Below are 16107 nucleotides of genomic sequence, written 5' to 3'. Positions count from 1 at the left end.
GTGATTGACAAGAAAGGATGGTTTATGATGTTTCAGACCCTCGTATTTCATGAAATACGTCCCGAAGCAGAACTTTATGATCAGGTCCGCCCGATCAAAGTCGCAGACGGGTATCAAGATGCCTTGCCTCTGCCCTTATTCAGTAGCACTTCTCATTTTAAACAACAAATCGACTTTTTGAAAGCAGAAAATTACCATACGTTGACCCTTGCAGAAGTCAAAGATTTTTATTTCCAGCAGCAGCCGCTACCAGAAAAATCCGTGTTGCTGACCTTTGACGACTGTTATCAATCGATGAAAGAATATGCCTACCCACTGTTGAAAGAAGCTGGTTTCAAGGCAACAGCCTTTGTCGTGACTGGCTGGCTTTTTGATGCCCCTCAGCCTTACGAGCCAGAAGTTTCGCGGACATTGAGCGGCTCCGAATTAGCCGAAATGAGCGATGTCTTCGAATATGCCAACCATACCGATCATTTTCACGAACGCAAGGACCAGCAAGGGCGTTCAATGTGGGAAACACCAGCAGCCTTTGCGCAAGACTTACGAAGCTGCAATCAGCACGTGGCCATCAAGGATGTTTTTGCCTATCCCTTTGGTTTTTATGATCCGCAGACGATCGCTACCTTGGAAAAGGAAGGCTTTGTTCTAGCATTTACCACCAAACCAGGTATCAACACGGCACAAACCAAGCCAATGGAACTCCATCGGGCAGTCATCCCGTTCTCACTACCAATGGCTGCTTTTGAACAACGATTTAGAAACGAGGAAATGAACCAATGAAAAAAACGATTTTAGCAAGTATCCTAGCACTATTCGCTGTTGGCGCTGCCGCATGCGGTAACACTGGCGAAACAGCAAGTACCAGCAATTCCAGCACTAGCAGTACAGAAGCTGCGGTCACAGATCAAACATTGACGATCGGGGTGTTACCAGCAGAATCAGCGATTCCGATCATTCTAGCAAAAGAAGAAGGCTTTTTCGAAAAGCAAGGATTGACTGTGGAACTCAAATCCTTCACTTCCCCGAATGACCGCAATGTGGCGGTGCAGGCAGGCGAGCTGGATGGTACGATCAGCGATGTCATGACAGAAGCGACCTTTAAGCAAAACGGCATTGATATGACGATCACTTCTGATATTTTGGAAAACTTCAAGATTCTCGCTTCACCGAATTCAGGGATCACTGAGATGAAAGGGTTAGCGGATAAAAAAATCACCCTTGTACCGAATTTCATTTTAGAATACATCATGGACCAATTTGCACAGGAAAATGATTTTACCTATGACATCGTGGATATCGCTTCTTTTTCTGCCCGTTCCGAAGCATTGCTCAGTGACCAAGTCGATGGCGCTGTTTATACGGAACCGCAAGCCAGCATGTTGGCTGCCCAAGGGGCGATTGTTTTAGGCAGCTCTAAAGATGCTGGCATCAAAGGCGGCACACTGCAATTTATGGACGAAGTTATCCAAAATCGCCCGCAAGACCTAAAAGCATTCTACACTGCTTACAACGAAGCCATCGATTACATGAATGCTCATTCAGCAAAAGACTATGCCGACATCTTGGCAGACTATCAATTTCCCGATGCTATGAGTACCTACTTAGACAGCCAGGAAGACTATCCGTATGCCCAGGCAGTGCCGCAAGAGCAATTCGACGCAATCATTGCTTGGACGAAAGACAAGGGTCAAATCGACCAAGCGTATTCTTACAACGAGTTGACCAATTTCGATTTTTTACCCGCTGACGAATAAGAAACAACAAAAAAGACGCATTTGCGTCTTTTTTTGTTGTTTCACTTCTTTTTGATACTCTTTTTTGCTCGTAGCAAGAAATTCAGGTATACTTTTGACAAATCAGCTGCCATGAAAGGATTTGATGCAATGCCAACGATTGCTGTTTATACCGAGCAGAAAGAAGATACTTGGGAAGCACACTTGACTCACCAGTTAAAAATAAATGAAGAAAGGACCCAGGCTCATCAAACATTTCATAACGAACCTTTAACAATCGACGAATATTTTTTTGCAGAAGATCCTGCCCCTTTTCATACGAATCAAGCCGTCAAGCAGCAATTAGCAAGCAATGGCCGCAGCTGTCTGCCACTCGTGTATGTCGACGATCAGCTATTTTGCCAAGGCCGCTTGCCAACGATCCGTGAATGTGAACAATTGACGAAATCTGGGATCACTGTGCAATTTGATGAGTAGCAGCCACTGTTTTCTTTGCCAGACAAAACAACGCACCACGTGCCAATCATAAGCGTTTAGTTCTCCCCCTTCGCGGCAACTGCGTCGGTAACGCCTTTTTCTTCTTCCGTTAAACTTCGTTCGCTGATTTTAAAGAATGGATAGTAGATCGCCACACTAATCAGTAAGGAAGCGATACTCCAAAGAACAGCAGGGATATTGCCGCCGGTTGCAAGGTAAGTATTGATAAAGGGCGGTGTGGTCCACGGTGGATTGAACATGATTCGCCCAATGACATTGGTGACCGACAAGAAATACGTTCCGACACATAATACAAGGGGTGTCAGGATGAAAGGAATCATCATAATAGGGTTCATCACGATCGGAAACCCAAAAATGATTGGCTCATTGATACAAAAAATAGCAGAGGGCAAAGCCATCTTCCCTAGGGAACGATAGGCTTTTTTCTTTGAAACTAACATGTTGATGATCAGCCCCAGTGTTGAACCAGTGCCTCCATAGCACAAAAACATGATATAAAACCCGCCTGCAAAAATGTTCGGTAACGGTTCGCCTGCAGTGTAGGCTTCGGTATTGGCTGCTAATAAAGCTAGAAAAATCGGATCGCCGATACTCCCCATCACATTGCTGCCATGAATCCCTAAGCACCAAAGCAACAAAATCAAAAAGGTATACAACAGCATCCCAGGCAATGTGTTTAGACCAACTGCCAGCGGTGAAAAGATGGCTTGCACGAATTGATTGACATTAAATTCCAACAAGACCCGAATCACCCAGGCACCAGTGATGATGGCAGCTCCAGGAAGCAAGACCGAAAAACTCTTGGCAACTGCGGGCGGCACTTCTGCTGGCATCCGAATCACTAAGCGGCGCTTGAGAAAAAAGCGATGGATCACTACTGTCGCAATCGCTGTGACGATTCCTGTAAACAGACCAGACGCCCCCAAAGAAGCTGGATCGATCGTCCATTCTTCCCCCGCCTGCAGCAGCAAAAACGCGCAGACTGCCAACACGACAGAACCGATCCGATCGATCTCATACGAAGCCGCCAAATAGTAGGCGATCCCGATACAAGCGGCCAGTCCCAAAATTCCAAATGTAAAATTGCTGGCGGCGCCTAGTTTGACGCCAAATTCCCCGACAAACTCGGTCCAGCCAGGAAAAGGCAGATTGGCTAAAATCAAAAAGAGACTGCCGATTATCGTCAGCGGCATCGTAACGGCGACTCCGTTGCGCACGGCAACTAAAAACCGATTTTCACTGATCCTAACCAATTTTGGTGCAAAATTTTCCTGAAACCCTTCAATCAACCGATTCATCCTGTCTCCTCCTACTAAATATCTCGCTTTTTTAATAAGAGTAGCATAAAAAACGCTTTCTGCATTTTTAGAACACTCGACGCCTTCCCAATTCCAAGAATACTACTGGCTAACTGTTTCTTTGCCAAATGGGTAAAGCCGCTGCCAAATCACGTTCCTTCGACCAAGCGATAGCACCTGACAGCAAAAAGAAACTAATGACCGTCCCTTCCCTCACCGCTAGCGGTAAGCCCAAACTGATCGCTAGCAAGAGTGCCCCCGAAATACAGACTGCATCAACGCCATAACGGTACTGCTTAAATGTCCAACGACTGCGTTGCGCCAGCAAATGACACCAGTGCTCGATTGGAAATTTCAAGACCTGCAACCGTAGGACTTGCCCCGTCGCCGTTCCAGAAATCAAGATCCCACCGATCAAAGCAGCTAGTTGGCTCCAATAATTCGTCAAGTGCAGTGATGCCAAGAAGTAGTAAACAAAGCCATTGATCAAATAGCCGAATGCCAGCAAAGCAAAAAACATAATCAAGTACTCACTGCCTTTTTGTTTGAGGGATGTCTGCCGCCGATCCAATAGCCAACAGGCAGCTAAAAAGCCCAAGTTGATGGCTGTTGTGATGGTGCCGACTTTGATTCCTGACATCGTTGCCAGCGTAACATTCAAGGCATTAAAACTACTGACCCCAACGCTTGCTTTAATGGTCAAGCTGATCCCGAATGCACTCAGCCCATAAAAAATCCCTGATCCTATCCATTGCTTTTTATTCATTTTTTCTCTCACACTTTCTTTTTTGCTTTTCTAAGTATGTGCTATACTGGCTAAAAACAAATAGGAGATTTCTCCTAGTTCGGAGGAAAAAAGTGAAAAAAACCGCTTATGCCTTGGCAATAAAGCAGGTACCAATCAAAGAAAACTGCCCTTTGCCGATTCCTGAGGAGATTTTACAACAAAGTGCCCTCTGGACCTTTGATCATCGAGAAGCGATCCAAAAAGAAACGGTGCCGATGTCGGTCTTTTTCGTCCTATTGACTGGCAAAGCCAAGATCATTCAAACACAAGAAAACGGCAAACGTGCCTTGCTGCAGTTTCTCCATCCTGGTGATTGCATTGGCGATCTCACGTTGATTGGCGCCGAAACAGTACCGAAAACCGTGGTTGCGATCGGTGAAACAACATGTCTGGGCATTCCGATGCAAGCAGCAGCTCACGGGCTCATGCAAGACCTGGCTTTCGTACAAACACTAGGCAAAACTATCGGTGAAAAATTGCTGCTGCGTATGGATCATTTTTCCGTCAATCAAACCTATCCCTTAGCTTGGCGCCTTGCTCATCTACTGTTGGAAGCTTCGATCGATGATCTTTTTCAAGAAAAATTGACGGAGACCGCAGAATACTTAGGCGTGAGCTATCGCCATTTAACGTATACCTTAAAAGATTTCAAAACGCAAAAACTAGTCACAAAAACTGCAGACGGCTATCGGATCGATGCGCCTGCGCTGCAGACCTTTATCCAAAACCAACAAAAGCAGTAACAAGCAAATAACGACAGCAAAATAGTTGGTATGATGCCCCCCTAAAAGCCAGAGAAAAAGCTGACTCTTGGGGGTGCAACAAGAAAAACCAACTGTTTGCTGTCGTTTTCGGATCGTTGCTTTAATTTTTCGCCAATGCCCAAGCATTGACACAAACCGTGCCGGTTCCGCTGAGAGCGATCGCCTCGGTCCGTTTGGGATACACGCGAGAGGTCAAACAATATTGCCCGCCATTTAGAAAGATCTCAATCGAAGACGTATCGACAAAAATCTGCAGCTGCGTCAGTTCATCGACCTTGACACTGCGCTGTTTACGACCGTAGCCAGAAACGCCATGATGGATCGTGAAGACACCAGCTTCATAAGCCAAAGTCGTATCTTGCAAAAGCCCCAGCTGGAACTGCTGCAATGGGGCTTCCGCCGTAACTTGCAACTCATATGCCAATTCATCGAAAGACAAGTGCTGCGGTTTCTCTGAAAGCACAATTTTTTGGCTGACTTGCTTGTCTCGTAATTTTTGGAATTCTGGCAAAGGTTGTTGATACAACTGGTCATTTTTGACAGAAAGCTGTCTTGGCAGCGTTGCGGCATGCTGCCATCCGCGAGGGATCGTAGGATTGCTGTATTCAGGACTGGTATCCCCTAGCCCCATCCAGCCCCACAAGATCCGACGTTTCTGCTCATCTTCAAAGGTTTGCGGGGCATAGAAGTCAAACCCATAATCAAGTTCACGAAACGCAGAAGTTTCTTTAAACGTCAGGGTTTCCCAATCCACCTCACCAATCAGATACCCTGATTGATGAATATTTTGGTAGGCATGTTCTTTGGCTGCCAAGCCTTGCGGTGAGAAGACCAACACATCTTTGCCATCTAAATGGAAGTAGTCTGGGCATTCCCACATGTAGCCTAGAGCATAGTCCTCACCGAAAAAGATTCCTCGATAGGTCCAATCATTTAAATCCGTCGATTCATAAATCAAAATTTTGCCTTCGTTTTCCAACGTACGCGCGCCTAGCAGCATATAGTAGGTGTCTTCGTGGGCAAAAACCTTTGGGTCACGAATATGATCGGTAAATCCTTCAGGGTAGTCCTCATGAGGAATCACGACTTCTTGCTTTTCGACGGTATAGCCGTCTTTGCTGATTACATGGACCGTGTTTTGTTCTCGTCCACTAAAGGTATAGTCATGATCACCAGGATGTTTGACATTCCCAGTATAGAAGAAATGGATCGTGTCATTCTCGATAAAGGCAGAACCCGAGTAGACCCCATCTTTGTCATAGTCGTGTTCGGGAGAAAGAAACAGCGCTTCTTCTTGAAACGTGACATAATCCGTCGACGTTTTGTGTCCCCAGTGGGGTGGTTCCCCGCCATGGGGTGTTTGCGGTACATATTGATGGTAAAAATGAACCACGCCTTTGAATTGGCAAAGACCATTCGGGTCGTTCATCCATCCTGTTTCTGGCATCAAATGATAGTTCAAGCGCCACGCATCAGCACTGATTTTTTCTGCTAAATCGTTTTGGGTTTGGGCAAGCTGTGCCCAGTATTCCTTCGTTAACAATGTGGTACCTCTTTTCTCTTGCGATGAACAGCAAGGGATTATTTATTGGTTCAACTCTTTGGCTAGCGGTTTGCGCTGCAATTGGACACCAGCAAAACCGACACCAAAGGCAATCAAAATCACGACAACGTATTTCAGCATGGCACCGAAATCTCCAGTATACAACAACAGTCCTGGTATAAAAGTGATGCCCATCCCAGTGGCAGCTAATTGGAAGACATACGTCGCAAACCCGCCGACTGCGCCTCCCAGCATGCCTGCGCCAAAAATGCGCATCGAGCGTAAGTTGACCCCAAATAGTAAAGGTTCCGTGATCCCAAATAAGGTTGGAACCGCCGCACTGATGGCATTTGAGCGTTTGACTTTGTTTTTATAAATAAATGCCGCAGCAATCGCTGCCCCAAATTGTCCCGCCATACTTGCTGTACCTAAGACTTGTAGGACGTTTTCGCCTGTCGTATTCAATAACCCTAACTCAATAATACTTAACGAATGGTGCAATCCAGTGATCACGATCACTTGCTGAACCCCTCCGTAAATGATATAACCGATGCCCAATGGTGCTTGCACCAAGTAGACGATACTGTTGATGACTGCTCTTTCAGCTACTTGCAAGATTGGTCCTAACGCAAACAAAATCAAACCTAAAGTAATGACAATCGTTAAGAATGGTGTCACAATCAAGTCCATCATTTGCGGAACAAATTTACGGAACCATTTTTCTAGCTTAGAAACTAAGAGCCCGACAATAATTGCTGGAAAAATCGACCCTTGATACCCAGAGATCGATAAACCGAATAAGTGCAATGGATCTGCATCCCCGCTGGCAACTGCCCAAGCGTTCGGCAATTGCGGTGCCACCATCATCAATCCTACCACGATCCCAATGATCGGATTACCGCCGAATTTTTTCGTCGCACTATAGGCGATCAAAACAGGTAAAAAGGCAAACGCTGTATCCGTTAACATTTCAAACATAGCTAACCAGTCAGCACTATAAGTGACCCCCAACTCGGTCAATAATCCCCGAATCCCCATCAAAAGCCCCGTCGTTACCAAAGCTGGAATCAATGGCACCAAGACATCTGACAACGTGCGGACAACTTTTTGGACGGGTGACAGATTCGAATAGACATCGTCTTTGAAGCCAGCTTTATCAGCGGAGGCGTCATTGCCCATTTCTGCTGCGAAGGTTTGATAAACTTCATTGACTTTCCCTGTTCCAAAAATGAACTGATGCTGTCCCGTGTTGAAAAAATAGCCCTTGCTGCCCTCAACTGCTTCCGCTTTGTCTTTATCTACTAACTGATCGTCTTTCAAAATCAAGCGCAAACGTGTGGCACAGTGTTCAAAGTTTTTGACATTTTCTTTGCCGCCAACAGCTTCTAACACTTGGTCGATCGTTTTTTGTTCCTTCATTTTTCCCACTCCTTTGATCGTCGGTTCATTTGTGGAACCGGTTCTACATTTGTAGATTAACAGAAACCGTTTGCAATTGCAAGCAAAGAAAATAAAAAAACAGAACGCCGCGACTGGACGTCCTGTTTTCTCTAAAAATGTTTGCTTTATTTCTCCTGCTTGTCAAGCTTGGCAGTCGACTGTTTGACCACTAATCTATTCGGTAATTCGATCACCTCAGGAACCTCTTCCCCTTGCGTCAGTTTTTGGATCGTTAAGACGGCATCGATGCCTAATTGGACATAGGGATATTGGGTCGTTGTGATGGTCGGATAGACATAATCCGTCGAATCATAGCCGCCAAAGCCGTTTAAGGAAAAGTCTTGCGGCACTTGATACCCTAGTTCATGGGCGGCTTTCAATACAGCAACAGCAATATTGTCGGTAGCACAGGCGATGTACGTTGCCGATTGATCTTTCAAGAACTCAAGGGCTTTTTGGTACGTTTCTCTTCTTGAAAAGGACGTTTCGATAAAGTCGACTTTGACGTTGGGCGTTTGTGCCAAGACATCAAGAAACCCTTTTTTCCGCAAGACACCTACCGCATAATCATTTTCGCTGACACCAACAAATAAATAACGTCGGTGGCCAGCGCTGACTGCATATTCTGCCATGGTTTTGCCAGCTTGATAATCTTCATGGACGATGGAATGAATGCCAGCTAACTGTTGACCTAACAATAAAACAGGCATAGGAACCTCTGCCAGCACCGCTTGCAGCTGCGGTGTGATTTTGCGCGCAAACAGGATCATCCCTGCTACTTTTTGTTTAACCAGCATTTCGATATTTTCTAATTCCCGTTCATCGCTTTGATCAGAGTTGGTGATCAGCATTTGATAGCCGTTTTCCCGTGCCGTCGTATCGATCCCTTTCAACACATCATTTGTCGATGGTGAATTCAGTCGAGGAATGATCACGCCCAGCAATTTCGTGTCTTGGGCTTTCAGCGAACGAGCAAATGTATTGGGGCGATAGCCAGTTTCAGCAATGATCTGATCAATTTTTTTGCGCTTTTCTTCACTGATATAGCCATTGTTCAGATAGCGGGAAACCGTACTTTTCGCTACTCCCGCCTTTTCAGCAATGTCCTTGATCGTTGTCATGATTTCCCACCTTTGCGTTTTCTTTTATTATAACAATAACAGAAAGAAAAGCGCAGGTTTTGCGTGAAAATTGTTGGGATGGGCGGTTTTGGAATGAAGTTTCACTTCAAAGTAATCTTACAATCAATGAATGGTAGAGAAACTAAAACCTCCCTTTACAAGATATGGCGAAAATCGATCAGATCATTGAGTATATTTTTTAAGCAATACAACGCCCTGATTCGTCGGCATATAAACCACGGATAGTAAATCCTTATTCAATTCTGAACATTTTTATAGCAAGCGACATATAATAAAAAACCAGCTAAGCCACGCTTAACTGGTTTTTTATTACTTGAAATCCTATCCTAAGTTTACATTAAAACGTCTCTCTCACACATTCAAAATCCACATAAACCCAAGAAAGACAAAGAACAAGCCGTACATGATTGGTGAGACTTCTTTGCCCCGTTTGGCTGCTAACATGGTGATTGGGTAAAAGATGAAGCCCAAGGCGATCCCATCGGAGATACTGTAGGTCAACGGCATGCCTAGTAGAATCAAGAAGGCTGGGATTGCGATTTCCATTTCGTGCCATTTGATTTCTCGTAGCGATTGTGCCATCAGCACGCCTACGACGATCAGTGCTGGTGCCGTCACTTGGGAAGTAACAACGGATAGCAATGGTGAAAAGAACAAGCCGAACAAGAAGAAAACTCCAGTCGTCACGGCAGTCAAGCCAGAGCGACCGCCCACGGCGATCCCAGCGGAGGATTCGACATATGCGCCTACTGGTGAGGTCCCTAATAAAGAACCAGCGAGCATGGCGGTGGAGTCAGAAGCAAGTGCTTTGCCGACCCGCGGCATTTTGTTGTCTTTCATAAAGCCCGCTTGATTGGCAAGTCCCACCAAGGTGCCTGCCGTATCAAAGAAAGTGACGAGTAAGAAAGTCAGTACTACGACCCACATTTGCAGGGAGTTGATGTCTCCTACATGGTTTAGCGCCACTAAGAATGTGGAAGAAATACTCGGTGCAGCAGAAACGATACTGGATGGTGCTTGGATCAAGCCAGTCAAAAGACCTAAAACAGTTGTTGCGGCCATCCCGATAAAAATTCCACCAGGAACTCTGCGAACCATCAAGACGGCAGTGATCACTAAACCAAAAATCGTCAGCCACGTCGTACCGACACTCAATGAGCCTAGTGCCACAAGGGTCGAATCATCGGAAACGATGATCCCGCCTTCGCTCAATCCCAAAAAGGCGATGAACAGACCGATCCCGCCAGAGATGGCGTATTTTAAATCAGCAGGGATCGCATCAATGATCAGCTCCCGTAATTTGAAGATCGTGATCACGATGAAAATCAGTGATGCCACAAACACACCCGCTAATGCTGTTTGCCATGGAACCCCCATTCCAATACAGACTGAATAAGAAAAGAAGGCGTTGATCCCTAATGCGGGTGCCGTAGCGATCGGGTATTTTGCTAAAACCCCCATCAAGATACAGCCCAATGCGCTGGCTAACGCCGTTGCCGTAAAGACGGCACCTTCGTCCATCCCAGATGCCCCAAGGACCGTTGGATTGACGAATAAAATATAGGCCATCGAGATAAAGGTGGTAAAACCAGCTAAGATTTCTCGTTTGACCGTTGTTTGTAAGGCATCCAGCCCAAAAAAGGAATTGATTTGATTCTTCATTTTTACTCCTCCAGCAATCAAGCAAAGGTGTCGCCATTGCTTGATTTTTTATAATGAAAACGACGAAATCAATCATAAACCAACTTTATCTGCAAGTAAATATTATCCAGTTAAAAAAACCAATAAAACGCTTTTTCCAACATCTTACCCTTAGCTGTTTTTAATCAACGTGTAACGACTTCTCATTCACCAATTGCTCCAGTTGTTCCTTGGTGGTGCGCTTGATGGAAAGCTTCGGCAGCTCCTTCAACGAAAAGTAATCGCTGTTGGAGGTTTCACTGTTTTTGATGAAGTCCCCTGCCAAAACATCACAGGCAAAGACCAGCTTATAGTATTGAAACACTTGCGGAATGTCTGGTCTTAGATTCGTATCAAAAATTGCTCGCAGCTCCTTGACCTCAACGAGTAAGCCAGTTTCTTCCAGCACTTCTTTTTTGATGTTTTCCCGTGGCGTCAAGCCAATTTCTGCATAGCCTCCTGGCAGTGACCATTCTTTCGTCAGGCTGTCTTCCACCAGCAAGATTTTTTCGTCTTTTTGGATCAATGCTCGTACATCGACTTTGGGCGTAGGATAGCCCTCATTTTTTTCTGTTAAAAGGGTCAACGCAGCTGCGTCTTGATCCACGACGGTACTCATCAAATGCAATGCCAACTCTTTGATCTCTTGGTAACGTTCCTTATCGTACACATCTTTGCCATAGTACAAACCTGCTTCAGCGATCGATAACAGGCGTTTGTATTGCGCAAAATAGTCTTTCATCCATTCCCCACCTTTTCCATTTATCTGATATGCTTCATATTCTAGAGGAAATCGGCGGTTTTGCAAAAGATTGGCAACCCAATCATTGAATTCTCGTTGCTATCATCACCTGATAGACGCAGATTTTTGTAAAATCAGCCGATTTAAGGGACAATGAAAAGAGCAGAACGATTTTTCTCAGAAAGGATGATGAATGTGAACTTAACGCCTGATTTAGTTTCCAAAGAACAATTGATTGGAAAAATTCAAAAAGATATGGACCAAACGATGCTCGTCTATGCACTTTTAGTTTGTGCAACGCTGATTGCTTCGATTGGTTTGAACTACAACTCTACGACAACGATTATCGGGGCGATGTTGATTTCGCCACTTTTAAATGGGATCAACGGGATCGGCTTTGGTTTAGGTCTTTCCCACTTGCGCTTAGTCAAAAAAGGGCTGCTGGTCTTTAGCATCCAAGTCATCATCGTACTTATCATCTCATTTGCCTTTTTCTTACTCACGCCAGTCAAAGATACAACACCTGAAATCATGACCCAGACGTCTGCGACGATTTGGGATATTTGCATCGCATTGATCGGTGGTTCCGCACTGGCTTTTGCCAAAGTCAGAGGCCGCGACAACGATGTCATTATCGGTGTCTCCATCGGGACGTCCCTGATTTTGCCGCTTTGTGTGACGGGTTATGGGCTGTCGATCAAAGACTATTCGATTTCATGGGAGTCTGCTCAACTCTTCTTCACCAATTCCTTTTTGATTTGTTTTTCCTTGTTCATTACCATCTGGCTGTTGCAGTATGGAGATTTCCGTCACCAAAAATGGTGGAAGTTTGCCGTGGTTGCCTTACCGATCACGGTCATTGGGAGTTTCTTCGTTTATACGACGATCCAAACGACCATCGCGGAATACCATGCCAAGCGTTTTGTAGAAGCCAAACTGGGGGAACATTATTTGCTGGAGCAAACACTTAATGAGCAGAAACAATCCCTTGAATTAAAACTCGTCGGTGAACCACTCTCGAAACAAGCGGTCGCGCAGCTTGAAGCAAGTCTTGAAAACTATGCTTTGCCCGACTACCAGCTCAAGGTCAATGTCTATTCTGCCAATAAAGAGGGTCAATTTGATGCCAAAGTATTAGCCGAAATCCTCCAAGTCCAAAACCAAGGAACTTCGAAATTTTTGGGCTTAGACTAAAAAAACAGGCGCTGCCCTTTTCAGGTGTAGCGCCTGTTTTTCTTCAATTTAAGTCATTGAGTTGTTCAGCGATTCTCTCGATCAACGGGCGATAATCCACTTGCTCGTAATCTTCCACATTGACTTCGATAAGCGCTCCTAACTGAAAGTCATCGTAACGGCGATCAGTGATGATTTGCCGAAACGCTTCTTTGGTTATATGGTTGGTTGCAGCTTGTCTATCTTCCAGTACATCCCCGTAATGGTACCGTTCCATAATAAAACTCAAATGGCGGTCATCCGCTCGATCACGTAAGTAACGTCTTTCCCATAAGGTTTCAAAAGAAGCAGTCAAGCGAATGGTCAAGCACTCATAACCATAGCTTTGGGCGAGAAAAGTTAGCAATGGCTTCTGTTTTTCACTAAAAGGGTATTCCGAGACCACCAACCGTTTTCCTAAAGACATGTACAAGCCCAATGCCTGATAGTAAAAAGGCCAAACATACTGCTTTTCGATCTGGGCTTTTTCTGCCAATGAATCAAAGCCAAGGGATTCGGCATAGCACTCTTTGATTTCATCTGGCGTAAGAGCGAAAAGATCAGGAAAACGTTTCTTCAACAGATTCAGTAAATAACTTTTTCCAGTTCCAGGGCTGCCTGCTAATAAAACAAGCATCTTTTTGCGTACCATCTATTTGCCGATCGCAGTCGGCGCTTTCGTATTCATGAAAAGGCCGATCTTGTGCTTGACGATTTCTTTGATGGCTTCATTGGATGGGATCACGTTGTGGCGCAAAGATTTGTTGACTTCCGTTGCCCCAAAATTTTCTTTCGCAATCTTCGTCCAATTGACCAACAATTCAGTACCTACATTAAACTTGCGAATGCCGTTATTGATCAATTCAGGATAATCTTCTTCTTTGACGCCAGTTCCTCCATGAATGACTAGCGGCACGTCGACGACTGCATGGATCTCCTTCAATAACTCAACATTCACTTCGGTTTTGGAGCGGAATTGACCGTGATTGGTTCCGATAGCGATGGCTAGCGCATCGACGCCAGTAGCAGCGACAAACTCTACCGCATCTTCTGGGCGTGTGAAGACTTTATCGTCTTCTTCCACATGAATGCCTTCTTCTGTGCCGCCGATCGTTCCTAGTTCTCCTTCGACGGACACCCCATGGGCATGAGCGTATTCGACGACTGCGCGCGTTTTCAAAATGTTTTCTTTGAAGGGCAAATGCGAGCCATCATACATCACCGAGCTATAGCCGCTATCAATCGCCGCTTTGATCTCATCGAAATCTCTGGCATGATCCAAATGCAAGACAGCATCTACTAGCTCGTGGTCGGCAATCGTTTTGACGACATTGACCAAGACATCATAGCCGATGTATTTCGCCGTATCGATACTTGTTTGAATGATGATGGGTGCCCCCATCTCTTTGGCCGCCCGCAGCATACTTGGCAGCATTTCTAAATTATGGGTATTAAAAGCCCCCACTGTAAAATTCAATGCTTCTGCTGTTTTCGTTACTTCTTTTAATGTTGTATACATTCTTGATTCCACCTCGTCTAGTTTAATTGCCGCTGATCATAAGTTGTTTGGCGATTTGCCGCATTTCTTCCATTTTGTCCATGTAATAGTCGATCTTTGCATCGTCGCCGTTTCGTGCGGCGGCGGCACGCTGAGCATTGTAAAGGGACATCAGTATTTTGTAGCCGTCCCCGATCGATTTTTTCGCCTGCAAGCTTTTTTCCAATGCGTCGATCGCTTCTTCTGTGCGGGAAAGTTTTGCCTGCGCTAAGCCTAACGCTTCATACAATTTTGCTTGTTCGTCGATGTCGGTTTCTGCTTGCAACTGACTTTCTAGATTTGCAATAAGCGCTTCTGCCTCTTGGCTTTCTTCAGCGGTCAAAACAACCGCTGGTGTTTCTGTGGGCTTTTTTTCTTTTTTGAAAAAAGAGAACATGCGTCTTCCTCCTAGCGATTAAAAGTTTTTCAATAAGGGACTGATGATCCAAGCATATAGCAAGGCTGCCGTAACGGTATCCACATCAGTTGCCGTAGCGTTAACAAAGCCCATTTCATTGAAGATCGTTACAAGTAGGGCTGGCAGTAACGTAATGAAGAAGCCGTGAAAGATCCCTCCGATGATCGCCCCTCGACGTCCACCGACCGCATTGCCGAAGATCCCGGCGGTACCGCCTGCAAAGAAGTTCGTCAGCATCCCTGGCAAGATCATCGCCAAGCCAAAGACTGGTAAGACGAACATGGCGATGACTGTCCCAATCGTTGTAGTAATGAAGCCTAAAATAACTGCATTTGGGCTATATGGGAAGAATACTGGGCAATCGAGTGCTGGTTTTGCATCAGGCACCAATTTCATGGCGATCCCACGAAACGCAGGGACGATCTCGCCTAAGAGCAACCGAACGCCAGCTAGCAAAACATAGACCCCAACCACGAATTGAATGGCTTGCAAGAAGGCATACATGATGTAATTTTGATCACCAGAGAGCGTAGAAGCAAAGGTTTCTCCAGCAAACAAGACCGTCACGATATACAGTGGAACCATCACGACCATGACAGAAAGATAGGTATCTTGTAAAAATTCAAAAGAACGTGGCAGTTTGATGTCTTCGATCGATTTTTTCTTCTCGCCTCTTTCTCCAAACAGATAGGCAACGCCTGCTTCAAAGAGGTAGCCGATCGTACAGAAATGTCCGAGAGCAATGTCGTCTGACCCAGTGACTTTGCGGATGATGGGCTGAGCCATCGCTGGCATCGCTACGGCAAAGATCGCTCCAATCAACCCACCGACAAGAATCAAGACAACGCCCCGTAAACCAGCGAAATAGCCAAAGACCGTCGTCATGGTCGCCATCCATAAAATGGCTTGACCCGTTAAGAAGATATATTTCCATTTTGTAAAGCGTGCCAATAAAATATTAAAAACAAAGATGGCTAAAAATGTCAGCGCTATGTCCCGACCCAAGCCCAACTCATTCATCGCTTGCCCGTTGATGGCTTCGATGGAAGGAATTATGCCTTGCATGTCGAATCCTTCTGTGAAAATCTCGCCGAAATAGGTCAAACTACCGACGATGATGCTAGAACCAGCGCTTAAAACCTGGAAGCCCAATAGCGTCTTCAAACTTCCTGAAATGACTTGACCTGCTGACTTTTTCTGAAGCAGCAGCCCTAACATCGCGATCAAAGCGATCGTGATCGATGCCTGCGTTAAAATATTATCAATGATAAAATTGATGATGCCCATTTTTTCAAACTCCCTTCGTCATGCCT

16 protein-coding genes are annotated in these 16107 nt (G+C 45.3%); 5 read left to right on the top strand and 11 right to left on the bottom strand.

The window, feature by feature from the left end:
- Positions 1–27: 27 nt before the first annotated feature.
- Genes ECA1_RS03915 through ECA1_RS03905 form a run of 3 tightly spaced genes read left to right on the top strand, consistent with a single transcriptional unit; the run spans position 28 to position 2210 of the window.
- Complete coding sequence (locus tag ECA1_RS03915) at positions 28–780, top strand: polysaccharide deacetylase family protein (RefSeq protein WP_172462565.1); 753 nt, start codon at positions 28–30, stop codon at positions 778–780.
- The gene (locus ECA1_RS03910) at positions 777–1754 is read left to right on the top strand and encodes an ABC transporter substrate-binding protein (protein ID WP_060791791.1); all 978 of its coding nucleotides are present in this window, start codon (positions 777–779) and stop codon (positions 1752–1754) included. The genes ECA1_RS03915 and ECA1_RS03910 overlap by 4 nt, the downstream gene beginning before the upstream one ends.
- Positions 1755–1805: 51 nt before the next feature.
- The gene (locus ECA1_RS03905; RefSeq protein WP_060791848.1) at positions 1806–2210 is read left to right on the top strand and encodes an arsenic metallochaperone ArsD family protein; all 405 of its coding nucleotides are present in this window, start codon (positions 1806–1808) and stop codon (positions 2208–2210) included.
- A gap of 56 nt (positions 2211–2266) precedes the next feature.
- Here the strand turns inward: ECA1_RS03905 and ECA1_RS03900 are convergent, their stop codons facing one another.
- Together ECA1_RS03900 and ECA1_RS03895 are read right to left on the bottom strand one after the other, a co-directional pair.
- Positions 2267–3529, bottom strand: coding sequence for a PTS sugar transporter subunit IIC (locus ECA1_RS03900; protein WP_060791790.1), 1263 nt, complete (start codon positions 3527–3529; stop codon positions 2267–2269).
- A gap of 109 nt (positions 3530–3638) precedes the next feature.
- Entirely contained in the window at positions 3639–4295 is a 657-nt protein-coding gene (locus tag ECA1_RS03895) for a YczE/YyaS/YitT family protein (protein WP_010747739.1), read from the bottom strand.
- Between the two features lie 92 nt (positions 4296–4387).
- Between ECA1_RS03895 and ECA1_RS03890 the strand changes: the two genes are divergently transcribed.
- Positions 4388–5059 (top strand): cyclic nucleotide-binding domain-containing protein, encoded by a 672-nt coding sequence (locus ECA1_RS03890; protein WP_010747738.1) that lies wholly within the window; start codon positions 4388–4390, stop codon positions 5057–5059.
- A 121-nt stretch (positions 5060–5180) separates the two neighbouring features.
- On the opposite strand, the gene ECA1_RS03885 is transcribed toward ECA1_RS03890, so the two are convergent.
- From ECA1_RS03885 to ECA1_RS03865, 5 genes are all read right to left on the bottom strand, one after another.
- Positions 5181–6623 (bottom strand): glycoside hydrolase family 32 protein, encoded by a 1443-nt coding sequence (locus tag ECA1_RS03885; protein WP_060791789.1) that lies wholly within the window; start codon positions 6621–6623, stop codon positions 5181–5183.
- Between the two features lie 42 nt (positions 6624–6665).
- Positions 6666–8042 (bottom strand): PTS transporter subunit EIIC, encoded by a 1377-nt coding sequence (locus ECA1_RS03880; protein WP_060791788.1) that lies wholly within the window; start codon positions 8040–8042, stop codon positions 6666–6668.
- A gap of 146 nt (positions 8043–8188) precedes the next feature.
- Positions 8189–9184: a LacI family DNA-binding transcriptional regulator gene (locus tag ECA1_RS03875; RefSeq protein WP_060791787.1), complete on the bottom strand. Its 996-nt coding sequence runs from the start codon at positions 9182–9184 to the stop codon at positions 8189–8191.
- A gap of 372 nt (positions 9185–9556) precedes the next feature.
- The gene (locus ECA1_RS03870; protein WP_016610053.1) at positions 9557–10867 is read right to left on the bottom strand and encodes an NCS2 family permease; all 1311 of its coding nucleotides are present in this window, start codon (positions 10865–10867) and stop codon (positions 9557–9559) included.
- Positions 10868–11027: 160 nt separating this feature from the next.
- Positions 11028–11627, bottom strand: coding sequence for an NUDIX hydrolase N-terminal domain-containing protein (locus tag ECA1_RS03865; RefSeq protein WP_010747733.1), 600 nt, complete (start codon positions 11625–11627; stop codon positions 11028–11030).
- 189 nt (positions 11628–11816) lie between these two features.
- Between ECA1_RS03865 and ECA1_RS03860 the strand changes: the two genes are divergently transcribed.
- The gene (locus tag ECA1_RS03860; RefSeq protein WP_225582142.1) at positions 11817–12821 is read left to right on the top strand and encodes a DUF389 domain-containing protein; all 1005 of its coding nucleotides are present in this window, start codon (positions 11817–11819) and stop codon (positions 12819–12821) included.
- A gap of 43 nt (positions 12822–12864) precedes the next feature.
- Here ECA1_RS03860 and ECA1_RS03855 read toward each other — a convergent pair whose 3' ends face one another.
- The 4 genes from ECA1_RS03855 to ECA1_RS03840 are packed head-to-tail and all read right to left on the bottom strand — an operon-like array spanning position 12865 to position 16081.
- Positions 12865–13491: a P-loop nucleotide/nucleoside kinase family protein gene (locus ECA1_RS03855; protein ID WP_026008045.1), complete on the bottom strand. Its 627-nt coding sequence runs from the start codon at positions 13489–13491 to the stop codon at positions 12865–12867.
- Positions 13492–14358 (bottom strand): class II fructose-bisphosphate aldolase, encoded by an 867-nt coding sequence (locus tag ECA1_RS03850; RefSeq protein ID WP_010747730.1) that lies wholly within the window; start codon positions 14356–14358, stop codon positions 13492–13494.
- 22 nt (positions 14359–14380) lie between these two features.
- Positions 14381–14773 carry a hypothetical protein gene (locus ECA1_RS03845; protein WP_060791785.1) on the bottom strand — a complete coding sequence of 131 codons (393 nt, stop codon included), beginning with the start codon at positions 14771–14773 and terminating at the stop codon, positions 14381–14383.
- 18 nt (positions 14774–14791) lie between these two features.
- Positions 14792–16081, bottom strand: coding sequence for a PTS sugar transporter subunit IIC (locus ECA1_RS03840; protein WP_060791784.1), 1290 nt, complete (start codon positions 16079–16081; stop codon positions 14792–14794).
- Between the last annotated feature and the right edge of the window lie 26 nt (positions 16082–16107).

Origin of the sequence: Enterococcus casseliflavus NBRC 100478 (assembly GCF_001544095.1) — a bacterium.
GTDB classification, from domain to species: domain Bacteria; phylum Bacillota; class Bacilli; order Lactobacillales; family Enterococcaceae; genus Enterococcus_D; species Enterococcus_D casseliflavus.
The sequence above is the reverse complement of the archived record's forward strand: the minus strand, read 5'-3'. Positions and strand labels throughout refer to the sequence as shown.

Bases quoted from the DNA above. Each gene is read 5' to 3' on its own strand.
- ECA1_RS03865 (WP_010747733.1), bottom strand. From the start codon at position 11,627: ATGAAAGACTATTTTGCGCAATACAAACGCCTGTTATCGATCGCTGAA.
- ECA1_RS03870 (WP_016610053.1), bottom strand. From the start codon at position 10,867: ATGAAGAATCAAATCAATTCCTTTTTTGGGCTGGATGCCTTACAAACA.
- ECA1_RS03850 (WP_010747730.1), bottom strand. From the start codon at position 14,358: ATGTATACAACATTAAAAGAAGTAACGAAAACAGCAGAAGCATTGAAT.
- ECA1_RS03860 (WP_225582142.1), top strand. From the start codon at position 11,817: ATGAATGTGAACTTAACGCCTGATTTAGTTTCCAAAGAACAATTGATT.
- ECA1_RS03900 (WP_060791790.1), bottom strand. From the start codon at position 3,529: ATGAATCGGTTGATTGAAGGGTTTCAGGAAAATTTTGCACCAAAATTG.
- ECA1_RS03845 (WP_060791785.1), bottom strand. From the start codon at position 14,773: ATGTTCTCTTTTTTCAAAAAAGAAAAAAAGCCCACAGAAACACCAGCG.
- ECA1_RS03915 (WP_172462565.1), top strand. From the start codon at position 28: ATGTTTCAGACCCTCGTATTTCATGAAATACGTCCCGAAGCAGAACTT.
- ECA1_RS03880 (WP_060791788.1), bottom strand. From the start codon at position 8,042: ATGAAGGAACAAAAAACGATCGACCAAGTGTTAGAAGCTGTTGGCGGC.
- ECA1_RS03895 (WP_010747739.1), bottom strand. From the start codon at position 4,295: ATGAATAAAAAGCAATGGATAGGATCAGGGATTTTTTATGGGCTGAGT.
- ECA1_RS03840 (WP_060791784.1), bottom strand. From the start codon at position 16,081: ATGGGCATCATCAATTTTATCATTGATAATATTTTAACGCAGGCATCG.
- ECA1_RS03910 (WP_060791791.1), top strand. From the start codon at position 777: ATGAAAAAAACGATTTTAGCAAGTATCCTAGCACTATTCGCTGTTGGC.
- ECA1_RS03855 (WP_026008045.1), bottom strand. From the start codon at position 13,491: ATGGTACGCAAAAAGATGCTTGTTTTATTAGCAGGCAGCCCTGGAACT.
- ECA1_RS03875 (WP_060791787.1), bottom strand. From the start codon at position 9,184: ATGACAACGATCAAGGACATTGCTGAAAAGGCGGGAGTAGCGAAAAGT.